This window comes from Phytoactinopolyspora halophila (genome assembly GCF_003287285.1).
Lineage (GTDB): Bacteria > Actinomycetota > Actinomycetes > Jiangellales > Jiangellaceae > Phytoactinopolyspora_A > Phytoactinopolyspora_A halophila.
In genome coordinates, this window is the sequence record NZ_QMIG01000042.1 from 21,641 (window position 1) to 40,752 (window position 19,112).

At 67.3% G+C, this 19,112-nt stretch carries 17 protein-coding genes and 1 other RNA gene; 9 read left to right on the forward strand and 9 right to left on the reverse strand.

What is annotated here, in order from left to right; all coding sequences use genetic code 11:
• Positions 1 to 3: 3 nt before the first annotated feature.
• Positions 4 to 3,048, reverse strand: coding sequence for a bifunctional [glutamine synthetase] adenylyltransferase/[glutamine synthetase]-adenylyl-L-tyrosine phosphorylase (locus DPM12_RS21075; protein ID WP_112260320.1), 3,045 nt, complete (start codon positions 3,046 to 3,048; stop codon positions 4 to 6).
• A gap of 291 nt (positions 3,049 to 3,339) precedes the next feature.
• Here DPM12_RS21075 and DPM12_RS21080 point away from each other — a divergent pair, with 291 nt between their 5' ends.
• Positions 3,340 to 4,857 (forward strand): aldehyde dehydrogenase (NADP(+)), encoded by a 1,518-nt coding sequence (locus DPM12_RS21080; protein WP_112260339.1) that lies wholly within the window; start codon positions 3,340 to 3,342, stop codon positions 4,855 to 4,857.
• A gap of 22 nt (positions 4,858 to 4,879) precedes the next feature.
• Here the strand turns inward: DPM12_RS21080 and crcB are convergent, their stop codons facing one another.
• The 3 genes from crcB to glnA form a co-directional block, all read right to left on the reverse strand.
• Complete coding sequence (gene crcB, locus DPM12_RS21085) at positions 4,880 to 5,245, reverse strand: fluoride efflux transporter CrcB (RefSeq protein ID WP_112260321.1); 366 nt, start codon at positions 5,243 to 5,245, stop codon at positions 4,880 to 4,882.
• A gap of 82 nt (positions 5,246 to 5,327) precedes the next feature.
• Positions 5,328 to 5,801, reverse strand: coding sequence for a fluoride efflux transporter FluC (locus tag DPM12_RS21090; protein WP_112260322.1), 474 nt, complete (start codon positions 5,799 to 5,801; stop codon positions 5,328 to 5,330).
• 28 nt (positions 5,802 to 5,829) lie between these two features.
• Positions 5,830 to 7,158 (reverse strand): type I glutamate--ammonia ligase, encoded by a 1,329-nt coding sequence (gene glnA, locus DPM12_RS21095; protein ID WP_112260323.1) that lies wholly within the window; start codon positions 7,156 to 7,158, stop codon positions 5,830 to 5,832.
• Between the two features lie 98 nt (positions 7,159 to 7,256).
• Here glnA and DPM12_RS21100 point away from each other — a divergent pair, with 98 nt between their 5' ends.
• Both DPM12_RS21100 and DPM12_RS21105 read left to right on the forward strand, forming a co-directional pair.
• Positions 7,257 to 9,083, forward strand: a complete 1,827-nt coding sequence (locus DPM12_RS21100) for an NAD+ synthase (protein ID WP_112260340.1) — start codon at positions 7,257 to 7,259, stop codon at positions 9,081 to 9,083.
• 116 nt (positions 9,084 to 9,199) lie between these two features.
• A complete protein-coding gene (locus tag DPM12_RS21105; RefSeq protein ID WP_112260341.1) occupies positions 9,200 to 9,574 on the forward strand; it encodes a nitroreductase family deazaflavin-dependent oxidoreductase in 375 nt (124 codons plus the stop codon).
• 37 nt (positions 9,575 to 9,611) lie between these two features.
• On the opposite strand, the gene DPM12_RS21110 is transcribed toward DPM12_RS21105, so the two are convergent.
• Complete coding sequence (locus DPM12_RS21110) at positions 9,612 to 10,622, reverse strand: aquaporin (RefSeq protein ID WP_158542990.1); 1,011 nt, start codon at positions 10,620 to 10,622, stop codon at positions 9,612 to 9,614.
• Positions 10,623 to 10,722: 100 nt separating this feature from the next.
• Here DPM12_RS21110 and panB point away from each other — a divergent pair, with 100 nt between their 5' ends.
• The gene (gene panB, locus DPM12_RS21115) at positions 10,723 to 11,559 is read left to right on the forward strand and encodes a 3-methyl-2-oxobutanoate hydroxymethyltransferase (protein ID WP_112260325.1); all 837 of its coding nucleotides are present in this window, start codon (positions 10,723 to 10,725) and stop codon (positions 11,557 to 11,559) included.
• A gap of 124 nt (positions 11,560 to 11,683) precedes the next feature.
• Here the strand turns inward: panB and DPM12_RS21120 are convergent, their stop codons facing one another.
• Entirely contained in the window at positions 11,684 to 12,532 is an 849-nt protein-coding gene (locus DPM12_RS21120; RefSeq protein WP_112260326.1) for an SDR family NAD(P)-dependent oxidoreductase, read from the reverse strand.
• On the reverse strand, positions 12,529 to 13,386 hold the full coding sequence (locus DPM12_RS21125) for an SDR family NAD(P)-dependent oxidoreductase (protein ID WP_112260327.1): 858 nt from the start codon (positions 13,384 to 13,386) through the stop codon (positions 12,529 to 12,531). The genes DPM12_RS21120 and DPM12_RS21125 overlap by 4 nt, the downstream gene beginning before the upstream one ends.
• A gap of 124 nt (positions 13,387 to 13,510) precedes the next feature.
• Here DPM12_RS21125 and DPM12_RS21130 point away from each other — a divergent pair, with 124 nt between their 5' ends.
• Positions 13,511 to 14,146 (forward strand): PadR family transcriptional regulator, encoded by a 636-nt coding sequence (locus DPM12_RS21130; protein WP_112260328.1) that lies wholly within the window; start codon positions 13,511 to 13,513, stop codon positions 14,144 to 14,146.
• A 12-nt stretch (positions 14,147 to 14,158) separates the two neighbouring features.
• Here DPM12_RS21130 and DPM12_RS21135 read toward each other — a convergent pair whose 3' ends face one another.
• The gene (locus DPM12_RS21135) at positions 14,159 to 14,359 is read right to left on the reverse strand and encodes a hypothetical protein (protein WP_112260329.1); all 201 of its coding nucleotides are present in this window, start codon (positions 14,357 to 14,359) and stop codon (positions 14,159 to 14,161) included.
• Between the two features lie 117 nt (positions 14,360 to 14,476).
• On the opposite strand from DPM12_RS21135, the gene map reads away from it, so the two are divergent.
• Together map and DPM12_RS21145 are read left to right on the forward strand one after the other, a co-directional pair.
• Positions 14,477 to 15,325: a type I methionyl aminopeptidase gene (map, locus tag DPM12_RS21140; protein WP_112260330.1), complete on the forward strand. Its 849-nt coding sequence runs from the start codon at positions 14,477 to 14,479 to the stop codon at positions 15,323 to 15,325.
• Between the two features lie 202 nt (positions 15,326 to 15,527).
• Positions 15,528 to 17,123: an MFS transporter gene (locus tag DPM12_RS21145; RefSeq protein ID WP_112260331.1), complete on the forward strand. Its 1,596-nt coding sequence runs from the start codon at positions 15,528 to 15,530 to the stop codon at positions 17,121 to 17,123.
• Positions 17,124 to 17,231: 108 nt separating this feature from the next.
• Here the strand turns inward: DPM12_RS21145 and DPM12_RS21150 are convergent, their stop codons facing one another.
• The gene (locus DPM12_RS21150; RefSeq protein ID WP_158542991.1) at positions 17,232 to 17,861 is read right to left on the reverse strand and encodes an SRPBCC family protein; all 630 of its coding nucleotides are present in this window, start codon (positions 17,859 to 17,861) and stop codon (positions 17,232 to 17,234) included.
• Between the two features lie 134 nt (positions 17,862 to 17,995).
• Between DPM12_RS21150 and DPM12_RS21155 the strand changes: the two genes are divergently transcribed.
• Both DPM12_RS21155 and rnpB read left to right on the forward strand, forming a co-directional pair.
• Positions 17,996 to 18,556: a TetR/AcrR family transcriptional regulator gene (locus tag DPM12_RS21155; RefSeq protein WP_123788505.1), complete on the forward strand. Its 561-nt coding sequence runs from the start codon at positions 17,996 to 17,998 to the stop codon at positions 18,554 to 18,556.
• Between the two features lie 144 nt (positions 18,557 to 18,700).
• Positions 18,701 to 19,077: RNase P RNA component class A (gene rnpB, locus DPM12_RS21160), an RNA gene on the forward strand.
• The last annotated feature ends 35 nt before the right edge of the window (positions 19,078 to 19,112 follow it).

The window sequence follows — 19,112 nt, forward strand, 5'->3', positions numbered from 1 at the left end:
GGGCTAGTTCCCGTAGAAGATCCGTTCGAATACGGCCCGCGCACGGCGAGACGTCCGCCGATAGCCGTCCAGGAATGCCGCGCTCTCGCCCGGGCCGTGCCCCATCACCCGCGAAACCGCCGCGAGGGTCTCCGGATCGGCCGGGATCTGATCCGACGGGCGCCCCGTGACCAGGACCGTCGCGTTGCGTATCGCCGATGCCTGCCACCACGCGTCGCGCAGCACGCGTTGATCGGAGGTGGACATCAGCCCGGCATCGACCGCCGCGTCGAGGACGTCGAGCGTCGCGGTGGTCCGCAGCTCGGGGACGTCCCCCGCGTGACGTAGCTGCAACAGCTGCACACACCACTCGACGTCGGCGAGCCCTCCGGGCCCCAGCTTCAAGTGGGTCGACGGATCGGCTCCACGGGGCAGCCGCTCCGACTCCACCCGGGCCTTGATCCGGCGCACCTCGCGAACCTGCGCCTCGGTCAGGCCGCGTGCCGGCCAGCGCACCGGATCGATCAGCGCCTCGAAACGCCGCAACAGCTCCGGATCGCCGCAGCACGGCGCGGCCCGAAGCAGGGCCTGACGTTCCCACACCTCGGCCCACCGCTCGTAGTAGGCCGCGTAGGACGGCAGGGTGCGCACCAGTGGCCCCTGCCGCCCCTCCGGGCGCAGACCGGCATCAATGGTGAACGCCGGCTCCGGCGACGGCAGCGCGAGCAGCCGCCGCATCTCGTTGGCCACCGCCGTGGCGGCCTTCGTCGCGACCTCGTCGCTCACTCCCGGGTGGGGCATGTGCAGGAAGAGCACGTCGGCGTCGGACGCGTAGCCCATCTCCCGCCCGCCGAGCCGGCCCATGGAGATCACCGCGAATCGCGTCGGGAGTTCCTCACGCCGCTCCTGCTCAACGGCGCGTACCGCCACGCTCAGCGCACCAGCCAGCACCGACTCGGCGATCACCGTCAGCGACTCGCCGACCTCGCGCACCCCGAGCAGGTCGACGAGATCGGCCACAGCGGTACGAAACGACTCGCGACGGCGCATCGCCCGCACGACGCCGATGGCATCGACCGGTTCGTCATGACGCTCCACCCCGGCCGTGACCTCGGCCTCCAGCTGCGCGCGGCCACGCGGCACCAGCTCGGAATCACCGGCCAGCATGGCCACCGCCTCCGGCGCGCGCATCAGCAGCTCCGTCGTGTACCGGCCGGACGCCAGAACGCGTGCCATCCGCTCGGCAGCCAGCCCGTCGTCTCGCAGCAACCGCAAGTACCAGGGTGTCTCCCCCAATGCCTCGCTGACCCGGCGGAACCCGGACAGGCCGGCGTCAGGCTGCGGGCCGTCGGCGAACCACGCCAGCAGGACCGGCAAGAGGGTTCGCTGGATCGCCGAACGGCGCGACACTCCCCTGGTGAGCGCCTCGATGTGACGCAGCGCCCCGGCCGGGTCGGTGTAGCCGAGCGCTTCGAGCCGGGCGAGCGCCGCCTCCGGGCTCAGCCGCACACCCTCGGTAGGCAGGCTCGCCACAGCCGAGAGCAAGGGGCGGTAGAAGAGCTTCTCGTGCAGCCGGCGCACCTCACGCGTCTCACGGCGCCACCGTTCGGTGAGCTCGTCGACATCGCGCAAGGCCAGCGAGCGTCCCAACGCCCGCAACTCCCCCGGCACCTCGGGCATCACGTGCGTGCGCCGCAGGCCGCGCAATTGGATGCGATGTTCGAGGGTACGCAGGTAACGGTATGCGCGATCGAGCACGGCACCGTCGTCGCGACCGACGTAGCCGCCGTCGGTCAAGGCGGCCAGCGCATCCAGCGTCGTCGCCGAGCGCAGCCCTTCGTCGGTCCGCCCGTGCACCAGTTGGAGCAACTGCACGGCGAACTCGACATCACGCAATCCACCCGGGCCCAGCTTGAGCTCGCGCTCGGCTTCCTTCGGGCGGATGTGGCTCTCGACGCGTTGCCGCATCCCCTGCACGTCGGCGACGAACCCGTCGCGGCCCGACGCGTTCCACACCAACGGCTGGGTCGCGGCCACGAACTCCTCTCCCAGCTCCCGGTCACCCGCGACCGGACGGGCCTTCAACAGCGCTTGGAACTCCCAGGTCTTCGCCCATGTTTCGTAGTACTTGAGATAACTCGCCTGGGAACGCACCAGGGGTCCGGCCTTGCCCTCCGGGCGCAGCGCGGCATCCACGGGCCAGATGGTTCCTTCTGCCGTGCGCTCGGAGCATGCGCGCATCACCGTCGTCGCCAGGACGGCCGCCGTGTGCAGTGCCGCGTCCGTAGCATCGCTGTCGTGCGCGTCCTTCTGGTCGTGTGATGCGGCCTCGATGGCTGGTTCCGCGACGAACATGACGTCGACGTCGGACACGTAGTTCAGCTCGCGTCCCCCGCACTTGCCCATGCCGATCACCGCCAGCCGGCAGGGTGACGCGGATTCGGGTAGCTGCGCGCGGGCGACCGCCAACGCCGCCTCCAGCACGGCCCCCGCCAGATCGGACAGCTGGGTACCGACGGTGGGGATCTCGAGGCCGGCTGTCAGATCGAGCGCCGCCAACCCGAGCAACTGGCGCCGGTAGGCGATCCGCAAGGAATCGATCAGCACGCCATAGTCCCCCCGGGCCTCGGGGGTGCTGGATGCCGGATCGGCCCCCACCGTGCGGAGTATGCGGGCGCGCAGCTCCTCCGGGCCTGCGAGGGAATCGGCTGTCGCGACGAAGAGCTCGTGGAGATCATCAGGATGGCGCACGAGGTGATCGGCGAGCGCCGTGCTGAAGCCGAGCACCGCCAGCGTGCGCAACGCAGCGTCATTCCCGGTGCGCACCCCGTGCAGCAAGACGTCACGATCGCTGCCCGGAGGGAGCGCGTCGAGTAGCCGCCCCAGATTGCGCACGGCCAGGTCGGGATCGGCCACGCGGGCGAGCAACGCGAGCAAGTTCTGTTCCGGCTCGTGCACCTCGGACGGCAGCGCGTCGAGCTCGCGCTCAGCGGCCTCCGTGTCGGTGAACCCCGCACGGGCCAGCGCGGCGCTTCTGGTGGCCAGTCGGCGTGGCGGTCGGGTGGTCACAGTCTCGAACCTATCGCGTCCGTGGTCGCGACGACGCCACCCGGAAGCCGCCGGGATGTCCCGATCTGGGGCTTCAGGAAACGGTCGATATCGGCAATACTGCGCCGAACTCAGCCGAACGCACCATAGTGCGTAACGCGTGTGACCAACTAGGATCCCAGCGTCGCATGACTGTCATCCTGAGTGACCAAATGAGCACATACAAGGCGGAGATGGTCGGTATCACGCCACCACATGGATAGCGTATCCAGCGCTGTGATGGGGCGTGACGCCGGTCACGGGGAGTTGTTGATGAAGCTGGTCGAAAGTGTGAACCCCAGGACGGGAGAGCCTGCGGGGCCGGGGGTTTCGGAGACCCCTCCAGCAGAGCTGAGCTCTGCGCTCTCCCTCGCGAAATCGGCCGCGCGCCGGCTCGCGGTCGAGCCGATCACCGAACGTGCGGCTCTCCTGCGGGCTATCGCCGACCGTCTCGACGATCGCGCAGAAGAGCTGGTCCCACTGGCCGACACCGAAACTGCCCTCGGCAAGCCACGCCTGACCGCCGAGCTGACCCGGGCGACGTTCCAGCTGCGGCTGTTCGCCGAGACCATCGAGGAAGGTTCCTTTCTCGACGTCACGATCGACACGCCGTCCCCCAACGCGGCACCGGGGCCACGTCCCGACCTGCGCCGCCAGCTCGAACCACTCGGCCCTGTCCTCGTCTTCGCCGCGAGCAATTTCCCGTTCGCGTTCGGCATTCCCGGCGGAGACACCGCATCCGCCCTGGCGTCCGGGTGTCCGGTGATCGTCAAGGCACACGAGGGCCATCCCGAGTTGTCCCGGCGCGTCGGTGAGATCATCAACTCGGTGGTCGCGGACCACAACCTGCCGGCCGGGATCTTCACCGTGGTCTTCGGCCAGCAGGCCGGACGCGACGCCGTTGTCGACCCGCGGATCAAGGCCGCCGGGTTCACCGGTTCCACCAATGGTGGGCGCGCGCTGTATGACCTCGCCACCGGCCGGCTCGACCCCATCCCGTTCTACGGCGAGCTGGGCAGTATCAACCCCACCGTCGTCACCAAGGCTGCGGCCCGGGCGCGGGGAACCGACATCGCCACCGAGTTCGTCAACTCGTTCACTCTCGATCACGGCCAGCTGTGCACCAAGCCCGGGCTACTCTTCGTACCGGTCGGGCACAAGCTGGACTCCGCGCTGGCCGAAGCCGTCAGCGTCGTACCGCCCGCGCCGATGGTCAACGCTCGCGTCGCCGAGTCGTACGCGAAACTCAGCGCGGAACTTTCGGCGCACTCCGAGGTGCGCAGCCTCATCACGCCACGCTTGCACACCGAGCCCGGGGCGTGGGGCGTTCCGTGCCTGTTCGTCACGTCCGCGGAGAGCTTCACCGAATCCGCCGAGACGCTGGCCGAGGAATGCTTCGGTCCGAGTTCGCTGATCGTCGAATACGCCAGTACCCACGAGCTGATCAATGCGTTGCAGGCCATCGAAGGCAGCCTGACCGCCACCATCCACGGCGAGCAGTCCGACCTCCAATCGCTGGGGCCGGTGCTCGATGTCCTGCGTCCCCGTGCCGGGAGGCTCATCTGGAACGACTGGCCGACGGACGTGCCGGTGGCATGGGCAACCCAGCACGGCGGCCCGTGGCCGTCGTCGACCAATCCCACGCACTCCTCGGTCGGCGCCTCGGCGATCCGCCGGTGGATGCGGCCCGTGGCCTACCAGGCGTTTCCGCAAGAGCTGCTGCCAGAGTCGTTGAAGGACGGCAACCCGCTGGGGGTGCCCCGCCGCATCGACGGCGCCATTCGCCGCTGATCACGCGAGGATCAGCACGCACTCACGCGGGAATCAGCAGCCAGCCGGCGGCCGCTGCGGCCAGACCGGCGACGACGTTCCCGGCGACGTTTCCGAACGCGTGCCAGCGCGCGCCGTCCTCAAGCAGCCGGAGCGTCTCGAACCCGAACGTGCTGTACGTCGTGAGCGCGCCGCAGAAGCCGACGCCGAACAGCGCCAGCATCTCGTCGTCCAGATGATCACGTACCCACCCGGCCATCAGCATCCCGAGAAGGAACGAGCCGACCACGTTCACCGCCAGGGTGCCCCACGGGAACGTCGTACCGAAACGCGCCCGGATGAACCGGTCGGTGAGATACCGCAGCGGCGCACCCAGTGCCGCACCCACCGCCACCAGGAGCGCCGTCACCGATCCTCCGTATCATCTCTCGCGCGTCTGCCTCGTCGTCGGCCGCAGGCTCACCGTAGCTGACCCGTGGCTCACCTGTGGCTCACCCGCCGCTGACCCGTCGTGCGCGCCATGCCCGCGTCAGACGGATGCCGCACCACACCGCGGCCAAGGCCGTGACCGGGGTCGCCACCAGGTACCCGCCAGCAGCCACGAACCGGTCATCCACCAGCATTTGATGCGTCTCCACCGCGTAGGCGGAAAACGTCGTGTACCCGCCAAGAACGCCCACGCCGACGAACGGCCGCAGGAGCGGATGCGGCGCCGCCATCTCGGCGATCAGCGCCATGAGCACGCCGATGAGAAGGCATCCCGTGACGTTCGCGACGAGCGTCGCCCATGGAAACCCCGCCATGCCAGCAATGTCAGAATTGCCAGCAATGTCGGCATTATCAGAACTGCCGGCACCCGCATCGCCACCGAGGCCTGGCAACACGCTCAGCCCGTATCGCGCCTGCGCACCGATCACTCCCCCGGCGGCTACCGCCCCGAGGACCGGCACCTGCCGCCCGAACACCGGATGCCCGTCCGTGCCCTTGGCCGGCTCACAACACGGGCAGCATGATGTCGCGCTCGTACTGGGTGACCTGGCGCCGGTAGGCGTTCCACTCCTGACGCTTGTTCCGGAGGAAGAACTCGAAGACGTGCTCCCCGAGCGTCTCGGCGACGAGCTCGGAGCCCTCCATCACCCGGATCGCCTCGTCGAGCGACGTCGGCAGCGGGTCGATCCCCAGCGCACGCCGCTCGCGTTCGGTCAGCGCCCACACGTCGTCCTCGGCTTCGGGGGGCAGCTCGTAGCCCTCCTCGATGCCACGCAGCCCGGCCGCGAGGATCATCGCGTAGGCCAGGTAGGGGTTGCACGCGGAATCGAGCGAGCGGAACTCCACCCGCACCGACTGGCCCTTGCCCGGCTTGTACATGGGCACTCGCACCAGCGCCGAGCGGTTGTTGTGTCCCCAGCAGACGTAGGCTGGAGCCTCTCCCCCGCCCTGGAGGCGCTTGTAGGAGTTGACCCACTGATTGGTGACGGCCGTGATCTCCGGAGCGTGCCGCAACAAACCCGCGATGAACTGCTCCGCGGTCTTCGACAGCTGGTACTGCATGCCGGACTCGAAGAACACGTTGCGGTCCCCCTCGAACAGGGACACGTGGGTGTGCATCCCCGAACCCGCGTGCTCGGTGAACGGCTTGGGCATGAACGATGCGTACATGCCCTGCGACAACGCCACCTCCTTCACCACCGCGCGGAACGTCATGAGATTGTCCGACGTCGCCAGCGCGTCGGCGTAACGCAGATCGATCTCCTGCTGGCCGGGCGCCACCTCGTGGTGACTGAACTCCACGGAGATGCTCATCTCCTCCAGCATGGTGATGGTGTCCCGCCGGAAATCCTGGGCGACGCCGTGCGCCGTGTGGTCGAAGAACCCGCTGGCATCCACTGGAATGGGCTCGCTACCCGGCTGTGGCGGCTCCTTGAAGACGAAAAACTCGACCTCGGGATGGGTGTAGAACGTCAGACCCCGCTCCGCCGCCCGGCTCAGCGCCCGCTTGAGGACGTGCCGCGGATCGGCATAGGAGGGGGAACCGTCCGGCATCGTGATGTCGCAGAACATGCGTGCCGTCGCTGCCCGCCACGGAAGCACCTGGAACGTCGACGGATCCGGTTTGGCCAGCATGTCCGCCTCGTAGACACGCGCGAAACCCTCGATCGCCGAACCGTCGAAGCCAATGCCTTCCTCGAAGGCGTTCTCCAGCTCGGCCGGCGCCACGGCCACCGACTTGAGATAACCCAAGACGTCGGTGAACCACAACCGCACGAACCGGATGTCGCGTTCTTCCAGCGTTCTGAGGACGAACTCCTGCTGCTTCTCCACGCTGCACAGTGTGCCTCACAGAGATGTCCACCACGTAACGCCCCGCCGTTGTCCGCCATATGACGTCGCGCAGCCAGCACACCGATAGGCTCGGTGGTGTGCCGCAGATCAGACTCGCGCTCGCGCAAGTGAACCCGACGGTCGGCGCGCTCGACGCCAACGCCGAGCTCGTCGTCCGGATGACCGCCCACGCCGCCTCGCAGAACGCCCATCTGGTGGCGTTCCCCGAGATGGTGCTCACCGGTTATCCCGTCGAGGATCTCGCATTCCGGCGGCCGTTCGTCCACGCATCGAGGAACGCTCTGGAGCGGCTCGCCACCCGGCTCGACGACGAAGGGCTCGGCTCGATCGCCGTCGTCGTCGGCTATCTCGGCCGCGACGACACCACCGCCGATCAGCCCCAAGTCGGCCGCCCGAAGGGTTCGCCACAGAACTGCGTAGCCGTTCTCTATGGCGGGCGCATCGCCCTGCGGCAAGCCAAGTATCACCTGCCCAACTACGGCGTGTTCGACGAGTTCCGCTACTTCGTGCCCGGCAACCATCTCGACATCGTCCGGTTGCACGGTGTCGACATCGCGCTGGCGATCTGCGAAGACCTGTGGCAGGACGGTGGCCCGGTGTCGGTCACCCGGGAGGCCGACGCGGGACTCCTGCTCGTCGTCAACGGATCGCCATACGAGCGTCACAAGGACGACACCCGTCTCGAACTCGTCCAGCACCGCGCCCTCGATTCGCGAGCAGCACTCGCCTACGTGAACATGATCGGCGGGCAGGACGAGCTTGTCTTCGACGGGGACTCCCTCATCGTCGACGCCGACGGCGAACTCCTCGCGCGGGCACCGCAGTTCGAGGAAGGCTGCCTCGTCGTCGATCTCGAGCTACCGGAAGCGACGGCGGCCGCTCCCGATCCGTGGGGCTCGGCCGACGGCTATGTCGGGAGTTTCCGCGTGCGCCGGACGACGCTCACCACCGCGCCGTTGCCCAGCTACGCGCCCGAGCCCGGTGTCATAGCGCCCGCACTGTCCGAGCAGGCCGAGGTCTATGCCGCCGTCGTCACCGGCCTGCGCGATTACGCACTCAAGAACGGCTTCTCCAGTGTCGTACTGGGCCTGTCCGGCGGCATCGACTCCGCGCTGTCCGCAGCCGCCGCCGTCGACGCGCTCGGAGCGGAGAACGTCCACGGTGTGTCCATGCCCAGCGACTACTCGTCGGAACATTCGAAGTCCGACGCGCACGAGCTCGCCGAACGCACCGGGCTGAACTATCACGTCGTTCCCGTAGCCCCCATGGTGCGGGCCTACCTCGACAACCTCACCTTGACCGGGCTGGCCGAGGAGAACCTGCAAGCGCGGATCCGTGGCATGGTCCTCATGGGCATGTCGAACCAGGACGGCCACCTCGTGCTGGCCACCGGCAACAAGAGCGAGCTGGCCGTGGGCTACTCGACGATCTACGGCGACACCGTCGGCGGATACGCGCCGCTCAAGGACGTTCCGAAGACGCTGGTGTGGGAGCTGGCCCGGTGGCGCAACACCGTGGCGAAGGATCGAGACGAGACGCCACCCATCCCGGAGGGCTCGATCGAGAAACCACCGAGTGCCGAGCTCCGTCCCGGCCAGCTCGACTCGGACTCGCTGCCCGACTACTCCTTGCTAGACGACATCCTCGACCACTACGTCGAGCAGGATCGGGGCAGTGACGAACTCGTCGATGTCGGGTTTCCGCCAGAGCTCGTGGCACGCGTACTGCGCATGGTCGATGCTGCCGAGTACAAGCGGCGCCAGTACCCGCCGGGGCCGAAGATCACCCAGCGCAACTTCGGACGTGACCGGCGGCTACCCATCACCACGGCGTGGCGCGAATTCGTCGAGACGAACACGGCACCGTCCACCGAGGAGCCACCACCACCGCCGCCACCGGCATGACCGGGGCTTGACGGTCAGGAGGAACTGACTTCGATACTGAGACGTGCATCTATTCGCCGTTTTGGCGGCTTTTCCGCATCTCTCGGCATCGAAGTGACGTGACGACAGGAGCCATCATGCCCATGCCCCGATGGTGGACACAGATCAACAAACGGGTGTTCAACCAACGTGAAATCAGGCATGGGAGGCGTCCCATTCTCTTCCACACCGGAAGGAGATCGGGCACGACCCACCTGACACCGCTCGATGCGCACGCCGTCGATGACGGTTACGTATTCATCCTCGTTTACGGCTCCGAATCCGATTGGGTGCGGAACGTGCTCGCCGAGGGGCGGGCACGCCTGAGGATCGAAGGACGGGACGTCGAACTCTCCAACCCTCGGGTGATCGGTGACGACGAGGCGTGGCGGCTCCTTCCAGACAGCGTAAAACGTCCGCCACGCTTCCTGCGCATCAACGAATACCTGCGCATGGACCTGGCGGACCGCTGAACCCACCCGGCCCACGCCGGACTCGATCAGCTACGAGTCACTGGTCGAGCAGGCCCCGATGCTCGGGCGGAAGATCCTGATTCTCCGACGGCGGGGGCGGCGGTTGTTTCGCCTCACGCCCAGATGAAGCCGGCTGCTCGGCCTCCTCCGCCGCGTCTGCCTCCGCATGGTCCGCATGGTCCGCCTCGTTGGCATCGCCGCCCTCGCCCGGGTCTTCGGGAGCAGTGCCACCATCGGCGACCTTCTCGGTTGCGGATTGTGGCCGGGTGCCCGCCTCCTCGCCGGCGCCCGAGCTCACGGTAGCGGCCCCCATCGCAGGAGCCGTCATGCTCGCGGGCGCCGTCGCCGAGGCGACCGCGGCGGGCTCGGGCTCCGCCTCGTCCACGTCAGCCGCAGCCGTGTCGTCGTCGGCACCGATGACGAACTCGTAGATCAGCCAGGCGATCGCCGCACCCAGCAAGGGGCCGACCAGCCACGATGCAATCCCGGACCACTCGCCGCCGACGACGGCCGGGCCAAAGGCTCGCGCCGGGTTAAGCGCACCACCCGTGAGGTCCCCGATAGCCAGGATGCCCCCGGCGTACGCGAGCCCGACAGCGAACGGGTAGACCGAGAGCGGGGCGCGCGGATCGACGATGGTACCGAAGACGGCCAACACCAAGACCACCACGACGAACGCCTCAAGTACCAGGGCACCGACGACATTGATCTCGCCTCCGCTGGCCGGTCCCGGAACGCCGGAAGCCACCAGATCCCGGCTCGTCGTGAACAAGACGACGAGCGCGGCGACGATGCCGCCGATGAGCTGCGCTGCCCAGTAGATCGTTGCACCCACCACGTCGATGCGTTTGCCAAGAAAGAGCGCCAGAGTGACGGCTGGATTGAAATGCCCGCCGCAGACATGTCCGAGTGCTGCCACCATCACCAACACCGTCAACCCCTGCGCCAGGGCATACGGCGCGACCTGGTTGCTGGTCATGGACAGGACCGCGACCAGCGTCAACGCGAAGGTTCCGATGCCCTCCGCGACGGCATTACGAACCCACATGTGGGGCATTGACGACCACTCCAGCTTTGGCAGGTGAGACAATCGCGAATGTCAGGGGGACCCGTTACGGGCCTCGAGGCAACTCTAGGAGCTTCTTGTCATGGCTGACGAAACGACGCGCCTGTACGGCGGCGATTACGGACGCCGCATCACCATCCGCGACCTTCACCGAGCGAAGGAACGCGGCGAGCGCTGGCCGATGCTGACGTCGTACGAGATGTACACGGCGCAGATCTTTGACGAGGCCGGCATCCCGGTATTGCTCGTCGGAGACAGTGCCGCCAACAACGTGTACGCGCATCCCGACACCGTCCCGGTCACGGTCGACGAGATGATCCCGCTCGCGCGGGCGGTCGTCCGCTCCACATCACGGGCGCTGGTCGTGTGCGATCTCCCGTTCGGTTCCTACCAGATCAATCCCGAGCAGGCACTGGCCACATCCATCCGGATCGTCAAGGAGACCGGTGCGCAGGCCGTCAAGCTGGAAGGTGGGCAGCAGGCGGCCGAGTCGGTACGACGTATCGTCGACGCCGGGATCGCCGTCATGGCGCACGCCGGCTTCACGCCGCAGAGCGTCAACGCGCTGGGCGGCTATCGCGTCCAGGGCCGCGGCGAGCAGGCCGAGGACCTGATCGCGGCGGCCGAGGCGTTCGAACGGGCGGGGGCGTTCGCCCTGGTCCTGGAGATGGTGACCGCCGAGGTCGCCGCCGAGATCACCAAGCGGCTCTCCATACCCGTGATCGGTATCGGCGCCGGGCCGTACTGCGACGCGCAGGTTCTGGTCTGGCAGGACATGGCCGGCATGAACGCGGGAGATGCTGCGCGATTCGTCAAGGCTTTCGGTGACCTTCGCGCGGCGCTGACCTCGGCAACGCAGGACTTCGCCGACGACGTCATCAACGGGCGGTTCCCCACTGAAGAGCACGCTTACCACTGATGCCGGTCAACGTGCCCGAATGACCATGTTTGGGTCTCTTCGCGAACATCGCCGGTGCAGGGGCGATACAGCGCAGGGACCTGCCAAACTTGTCAGTCTGGGGAATCGTCAGTCTGGGGAATCGTCATTCTGGAACGTCGCGGCGCGCGCCGAACGGGCCGCGGAGGCGCTCGGTGATCTCCCACAACCGTCGTGCGTCTTCGACGTCGTAGGAGGCATTCGAGGATGACGTGGGCTGGAACTTGTCGTAATACGCACCATTGACCAGGTCTGAGCCGGCTGCCAGGCGGACTACTGGCTCGGCACCCTTCCTCGCCGGCGGAAGCATCGCCGTGAACAGCATCACCCGAACCCGCGGGAAGTTACGACCAAGGTCGGTCCGGATCATCCCCGGATGCAGCGCCACCACGGTGAGTTCCGGGTGCCGCCGGTGCAGCTCGTAGGTGAACAGCAGGTTGGCCAGCTTGGTCCGGCTGTACACCAGGAACGGGTCGTAGCTGCGCTCGCTTTGCAGGTCGTCGAACTGGAGACGGACCGCTCCGCTGCCACGCAAGGGCGCCCGGTGGCCTTCCGAGTTGACGTTCACCACCCGCCCGTCGCCGCGCTGTAGCTCCGCCAGCAACGCGCTGGTCAGCGAGAACGGAGCCAAGTGGTGCACGGCGAAGTTCATTTCGATGTCCTCGTCAGTGGTGATCCGCCGGGGCAGCATCACGCCAGCCCCGTTGACCAGCGTGTCGACGCGATCCACCACGGACCTGACCTGCGCGGCAGCACGTTCGACGCCCTCGGACGTGGACAAATCCTCGACGACGACGTGTGCCCGAGGCACTGCCCGCGCCAGGTCCGCCGCTCGGGACGGGTCGCGGCCGATGAGCACCATCCGGTGTCCCGCTCGGGCCAGTTCCACCGCGGTGTGCCGGACGAGACCGGACGTCGCGCCGGCGACGACGATAGTCCGACTCGAGCCCCTCATGCGCCCGCCTTGATGCCGGACAGCCCGAAGGCCCGCAGGACCATCGACTCGCGCACCCCGGCCGGGAGGTGGGAAAGCAGACCCATCACGCGCGCATCCCTGGTGGCCGCATAGCGCCGCTTGGGCCGCCGTGCCTGCACGGCCTTGACGATTGTCCTGGCCACGGCTTCAGGTGGACTGGTGCTCTGCTTCTCGGTGGCCCGGGCGACGGCGGTCAGGTGCGGCCCGTACAGTGCCGCTCGCGCTGGGTCGGTGTTCGCCAATGCACTGCGCGCTGCGGCCTCGGCCTTGGCGAAGATTTGCGTCGCGATGGCGCCGGGCTCCACCAGGGTGACAGGAATCTTCCACGCCGCCAGCTCCCCGCGCATGGCCGTGGAGAGCGAGTTCAGCGCTGCCTTGCTGGCGCTGATCGGCCCCAGGAAGGGCGCCGTGACCCGGGCGGTGGGCGCGGTGACGTTGACGATCCGGCCGTGGCCTCGGCGTAGCAGCGGAAGGAACGCCTGCGTGACGTAGGCGGGGCCGAACGTGTTGACCTCGAACTGTCGACGCAGCTCTTCCGGAGGGACCAGCTCGAGCGGCCCCTGGACGATCACACCGGCGTTGTTGACCACTGCCCGCAGCCCTCGATCCCCCACACCCTGGGCCACCTGCTCTGCGGCGAGCTCGACGTTCTTCGGGTCGGTGACATCCATCTCCACCATGCGAACTCCAGCGACGCCGTCGAGCGCGCCGCCCTGATCATCGCGGACCGTCGCAAACACGGTCATTCCCTGATCCGCGAGCGCACGCACAGTCGCGACTCCGATTCCACCAGATGCTCCTGTCACGAGGACGGCTCCATCGTTCGAGGCCATAACCGCATCACCTGTTCTCTCTTACATGTAAATAACGACATGTTCTAAGGTACATGTCCGATTCTGAAAGTCCCAGCTGGGCGTGTCAAGATGAGAATCCGGACCACGCACGAATGGAGACTCGATGTCGCTGCGTCATGGCTTGCTCGGACTGATCGCCGAGGGTCCCGCCAGCGGCTACGACCTCGCCCGGCGGTTCCAGGAGGTGCTCGGCGCGGTCTGGCCGGCCCAACACCCCAAGATCTACGCCGAGCTCAACCGGCTTGCTGACGAGGGATACATCGAGGTCGAGAGCATCGGGGCACGCGGCCGCAAGGCCTACCGGATCACCGACGCCGGCCTGGCCGAGGTACGCAGCTGGCTCATCGAGACCGACGTCGATCACACGATGCGGCTGCAAACGCTGCTGCGATCGGTATTCTTCTGGCTGATGCCGCCTGACGAGCTACGGAAACATCTCGCGCGGGAGGCGGCGTACTTCAGCAAGGCGGCCGACTTCTACCGCGAGATCGCCGAGGCTAAAGATCGCGGGGACTACGGGGACAGCCCGCCAACCCAGTCGCTGCGGATCGCGGCTGAGGCAGGCGTCCGTCTCCACCAGGCGCTCGCCGAATGGGCGATATGGGCGCAGTCCGCACCCCTCGTCACCGAGGAGACCCAGGGCGACGCTCATGCCCGACCGGGCGTCGGCACCGCACCCGACGATGGCACCTCGCCCGACGATGGCACCTCGCCCGACGATGGCACCGAGCGCACCTGAGCAGGCCACAGGTCAGGAGCCATCCCAGCCCTTCCCCCACTCACGCTCCTGCTCGTCGGCGCGTTCCATCTGTTCGGTACGTTCCCGCGTGCGCGTGATGGCGTCGGCCGCCTCCTCGTACGTGTCGTACGGGCCGAGCCGGCGGTCGTTCGGGCAGCCGCGGCCCTCCTCGACCTGCCCGTGTTCCAAGCACCAAAACCACGATCCGCTCATGTCCGCCTCCTACTCGGCGCTGCCCGGCTCGTCCCGACGACGCGTCGGTGCCGCGTCATACGGCCAGAACTCCCCGCCCTCGGCAGAGCACCCCGTCACTGCCTAGACTGGCCTGCCGTGAGTCCTGTTGTCCCTGGCACTGTATCGCCCGAGCGGGCGGTGCCGGCATCCATTCCGCGGCCCGAGTACGTCGGCAAACGCAGCCCCGAACCGTTCACCGGTTCGGAAGTCAAAGACGCCGAAACCATCGAACGCATCCGCGCCGCCGGCCAGCTCGCGGCACAGGCGCTGCAAGAGGTCGGCAAGCACATCGAGCCCGGTGTCACCACCGACGAGCTCGACCGGATCGGCCACGAGTTCCTCTGTGACCACGGCGCGTACCCGTCGACACTGGGCTACCGCGGCTTTCCCAAGTCGCTGTGCTCCAGCGTCAACGAGGTCATCTGTCACGGCATCCCCGATTCCACGGTGATTGCCGACGGCGACATCGTGAACATCGACATCACCGCCTATCTCAATGGCGTGCACGGGGACAACAACGCCACCTTCCTCGCCGGTGACGTCGACGAGGAGAGCCGCCTGCTGGTCGAGCGGACCCAGGAAGCGCTCATGCGTGGCATCAAGGCGGTCAAGCCGGGGCGTGCCATCAACGTGATCGGCCGGGTGATCCAGTCCTACGCGAAGCGGTTCGGCTACGGCGTCGTCCGCGAATTTACCGGGCACGGTGTGGGCGAGGCGTTCCATTCCGGGCTCGTGATTCCGCACTACGACGACCCCGGATCGACGATGATTATGGAGCCGGGCATGGTCTTCACCATCGAACCGATGCTCAACCTCGGTACTCACGAGTGGACCATGTGGGACGACGGATGGACGGTCGTCACCAAGGATCTGCGCCGGTCGGCACAGTTCGAGCACACGATTCTGGTGACGGACGCGGGAGCCGAGATCCTCACCCGTCCCTGATGATCGGCCAGCCTGCATGGGCCTCCGTCCGCATGACTGCACCATTCCCGGGCGCGTGACCTGCGCCGTCCCCCGACGCGTGGCCTACGCGATCTCGGGCGTGGCACAGCTCACGGACGCCGCCACGATAAACCTGAAATAACGATACGACCCGGAACGTCATCATCTGTGTCGCTGGCTCACGACGTAGGGACACAGAATCATGGAAACCTCGACGGCCATCAAGGCCGGTCGGCGCGAATGGATGGGCCTCGGCCTGCTCGCGCTTCCGACGATGGTGCTCGGACTCGACCTCACCGTACTGCACCTCGCCGTACCCGCACTCAGTGCCGAACTCCAGCCCAGCAGCACCCAGCTGCTGTGGATCACCGACATCTACGGCTTCATGATCGCCGGATTTCTCATGACCATGGGCTCTCTCGGCGACCGGCTCGGACGCCGCCGCCTGCTGCTGATCGGCGCCACTGCCTTTGCCCTGGCCTCGGTGATCGCCGCGTACTCCACCAGTGCCGAGATGCTTCTCGTTGCCCGGGCACTGCTCGGTGTGACCGGCGCGACGCTGATGCCGTCCACGCTGTCCCTGATCAGCAACATGTTCACCGATCCGAAGCAACGTTCGTTCGCCATCGCCGCATGGATGATCAATTTCATGATCGGTGGCGCGGTCGGGCCGCTGGCCGGCGGCATCATGCTCGAACGCTTCTGGTGGGGATCGGTCTTCCTGATCGCCGTGCCCGTCATGGCCGCGCTCCTGCTGTTCGGCCGGATCCTGCTCCCCGAGTACCGCACCAGCACCGTTGCGCGCATCGACGCCACGAGTGTCGCGCTCTCTCTGGTGTCGATCCTCGCCATCATGTATGGCATCAAGGAGTTCGCCAAGGGCGGCGAGACCTACATCGCGCTCCTCACGCTCGCGGCCGGGCTCGTCGTCGGCGGGTTCTTCATCCGCCGGCAGCGGAACCTCGCCGATCCGCTGATCGACCTGGCCCTGTTCCGTCGCCGCGCGTTCAGCACCGCACTCGGCACCCAGCTGACCGGGCTGCTCGTCATGGCCGGAACCCAGTTCCTGATCCTGCAATACATGCAGCTCGTCTTGGATGTGTCTGCCTTGCGAGCCGGCGTGCTCGTCGTGCCCGCCATGCTGCTCTCCATCGTGACCACGCTGCTCGCTCCCGCCATCGCGCGGCGCGTGGGACACGGCGCCGCGATCAGCGCGACGCTCGTGCTCGGAGCCGCCGGGCTGCTGGTGATCACCCAGGCATCCGCCGACTCCGGACTCGTCGTCGCCACGGTCGGCTTCAGCATTCTGATGTTCGCCATCAACCCCGCCATCGCGCTGACGTACGACCTCGTGATCGGCAGCGCTCCACCGGAACGCGCGGGATCGGCGTCGGGCATCGCCGAGACCGCGTCCGAACTCGGGCTCGCCCTGGGTGTGGCCATCGGCGGGAGCGTCGCCACCGCCGTCTACCGCAGGCTCGTCACCCCCGGCACGCTCCCGGACGGCCTCCCGCCCGACGCCAGCAGTGCTGCCCAGGAGACGCTGGGCGGCGCGACCGAGGCGGCCGCCGACGTGTCCGGCGCGACCGGTGACGAGCTGCTGGCTCTCACCCGGGATGCATTCACCCAGGGAGTACACGTGGCGAGTGTGGTCAACGCCGGTCTCGTCATCGCCGCGGCGGCGCTTGCCGCCGTGCTCCTGCGCCGCAAAGGTGCTCAGCCCGGCGCAGAGACCGCCGAGCCAGTGGAGCAGCCGGCATCCGACCCGGCATCCGGCCAGCTCCCGACACCGAGCTGACATCCTCGGTCGTGACGGCGCCCGACAGCGCGGCATGGCCGTTGCGCGCATCCGTCGTCGTGGAGGTCCACGGCGAGGGCCGGCACTGCCGAAACGGATCCCCCGCCGCTACGCTCGCTGGAGATCCGCTTCGGCGCGGTCCTTCCACGCGGCGAGCGTCGCTTGCATCATGCCGGACATCGTGCCGTCGACGAAGTTCGACAGGAACGGGCGGACCAGACCTGCCGTCGGCTGAAACGAGTACGTCCATGTCAACTGGGTTCCATCGTCGACGACCTCGTAGGTGAACTCCGCCACCGCATGGCTGATCGCGAGCCGCTGCGGGAGGTTGGTGAAGCCCCAAATCATGTACCGGAACGTCTCCTTGGAGTCCACGAGGACTTCCTCGGCCACATAGTGCCCCGTCTCGAACTCTACCCGCCTCCGGTGACCCGCACGATCGGTGTTCGGATCCCAGTTTCCGCGCAGGTTCTCCGTGTCCTTTATCGCGGGAAGATCGTCGGTCCCTTCGACCAGGTCACTCAGATCGCGCTGGGGATCATTGACCCAGGCGTAGAACTCGTCGCGTGGGACGCCGATAAAGATCGTTTCGGTGTGGCTGACATAGCCCTCGGCCGCGAGGTCCGGATGTGGGCCCGCAAACTCCGGCGGCGATGACGGTGGCGCCGCCACTCGCGTCACCACAACACCACCGATGACGATCAGCACGGCGAATCCCGCAAGCACCGAGAATGTCATCTTTCGCCTCCTGCTCAGTCTCTGCCACCACTGACGCATGTCGATCTTTCCCGCTGGGTTGACATTGTCAACTACGTGTATCAAGTCAGGTTGACAGTGTCAACCTGGCGGCACCAGTGCGATACGGTCAACACATGAGATCAACGCGGGAAAGGCTGATCGACGTGGCAGCCGAGCTCGTCGACCAGGGTGGGGCGGCGGCAGTGACACTGCGAGAAGTCGGCACGCGCGCGGGCCTCTCGCACAACGCCCCGTACAAACACTTCTCTGACAAACAAGACCTTCTCGCCTCCGTCGCCGCGGCCGAGCTCGACACACTTGCGCAGCAAATGAGAGGGGCAGCTGCCGGCCACTCCACCGGGCGAGCCAAGGTACACGCCTGCGCGCTCACCTACGTGCACTGGGCACAGGCCCATCCGACACGTTTCAAGCTCACCTTCGGCCCTTGGGGCGACGTTCCACACGCCGAACTCGGCCACGCCGCCGAGGCGGCCACGCAGGTCATACACGAATGCGTAGGCGTGGCCATCGACGACGGCACTCTCATCGGGGACGCCAGCTACATCACCACCCTGGTGTGGGCGCTCGGCCACGGCGCCATCGACCTCAGCCTTGCCGGTCACCTCCGCAAGAAGCCCAACTCGCCGACCCCTGAAGATCTCGTCGGTCACCTCCTCACCCGCCTCGCTGGCTGACGCGACCTAGCCTCGACAGCTCACCGGCGCGGGAACCGTGGCCGACCGCGCCCGATGCCATGCTGCGTGCCTGGAACGCGGCGAGCTGACATGGCCGGTCGTGACCGAGACCGGCAGCGCGGTATCCTCGGATGTAGCGGAGGACGAGCTGGCCGGGCGGCCGCGTCGACGCTGTGTGCAGCGTCGCCGAGGAAAGTCCGGACTCCACAGGGCAAGGTGGTGGGTAACGCCCACCCGGGGTGACCCGCGGGAAAGTGCCACAGAAAGCAAACCGCCGGCATGCCCCGGCATGCCGGTAAGGGTGAAACGGTGGTGTAAGAGACCACCAGCGTCTTGGGTGACCAGGACGGCTCGGCAAACCCCACCTGGAGCAAGGTCAGACAGGAAGCGTTCGAGGGTGGCCCGCCCGATGCTTCCGGGTAGACCGCACGAGGCTGTCGGCAACGGCAGTCCTAGATGGATGGCCGCCGCTCCCGCATCGTCGGGAGGCACAGAATCCGGCTTATAGGCCAGCTCGTCCTCTCACCTGCACCGACAGACGCCGACCCAGCCTCAC

What these genes read in the sequence shown, in the direction of transcription:
- panB (WP_112260325.1), top strand. Translation starts at nt 10,723, where the DNA reads ATGGCTGACGAAACGACGCGCCTGTACGGCGGCGATTACGGACGCCGC.
- DPM12_RS21120 (WP_112260326.1), bottom strand. Translation starts at nt 12,532, where the DNA reads ATGAGGGGCTCGAGTCGGACTATCGTCGTCGCCGGCGCGACGTCCGGT.
- DPM12_RS21080 (WP_112260339.1), top strand. Translation starts at nt 3,340, where the DNA reads ATGAAGCTGGTCGAAAGTGTGAACCCCAGGACGGGAGAGCCTGCGGGG.
- DPM12_RS21135 (WP_112260329.1), bottom strand. Translation starts at nt 14,359, where the DNA reads ATGAGCGGATCGTGGTTTTGGTGCTTGGAACACGGGCAGGTCGAGGAG.
- DPM12_RS21110 (WP_158542990.1), bottom strand. Translation starts at nt 10,622, where the DNA reads ATGTGGGTTCGTAATGCCGTCGCGGAGGGCATCGGAACCTTCGCGTTG.
- DPM12_RS21150 (WP_158542991.1), bottom strand. Translation starts at nt 17,861, where the DNA reads ATGACATTCTCGGTGCTTGCGGGATTCGCCGTGCTGATCGTCATCGGT.
- DPM12_RS21155 (WP_123788505.1), top strand. Translation starts at nt 17,996, where the DNA reads ATGAGATCAACGCGGGAAAGGCTGATCGACGTGGCAGCCGAGCTCGTC.
- DPM12_RS21125 (WP_112260327.1), bottom strand. Translation starts at nt 13,386, where the DNA reads ATGGCCTCGAACGATGGAGCCGTCCTCGTGACAGGAGCATCTGGTGGA.
- DPM12_RS21145 (WP_112260331.1), top strand. Translation starts at nt 15,528, where the DNA reads ATGGAAACCTCGACGGCCATCAAGGCCGGTCGGCGCGAATGGATGGGC.
- DPM12_RS21105 (WP_112260341.1), top strand. Translation starts at nt 9,200, where the DNA reads ATGCCCATGCCCCGATGGTGGACACAGATCAACAAACGGGTGTTCAAC.
- DPM12_RS21130 (WP_112260328.1), top strand. Translation starts at nt 13,511, where the DNA reads ATGTCGCTGCGTCATGGCTTGCTCGGACTGATCGCCGAGGGTCCCGCC.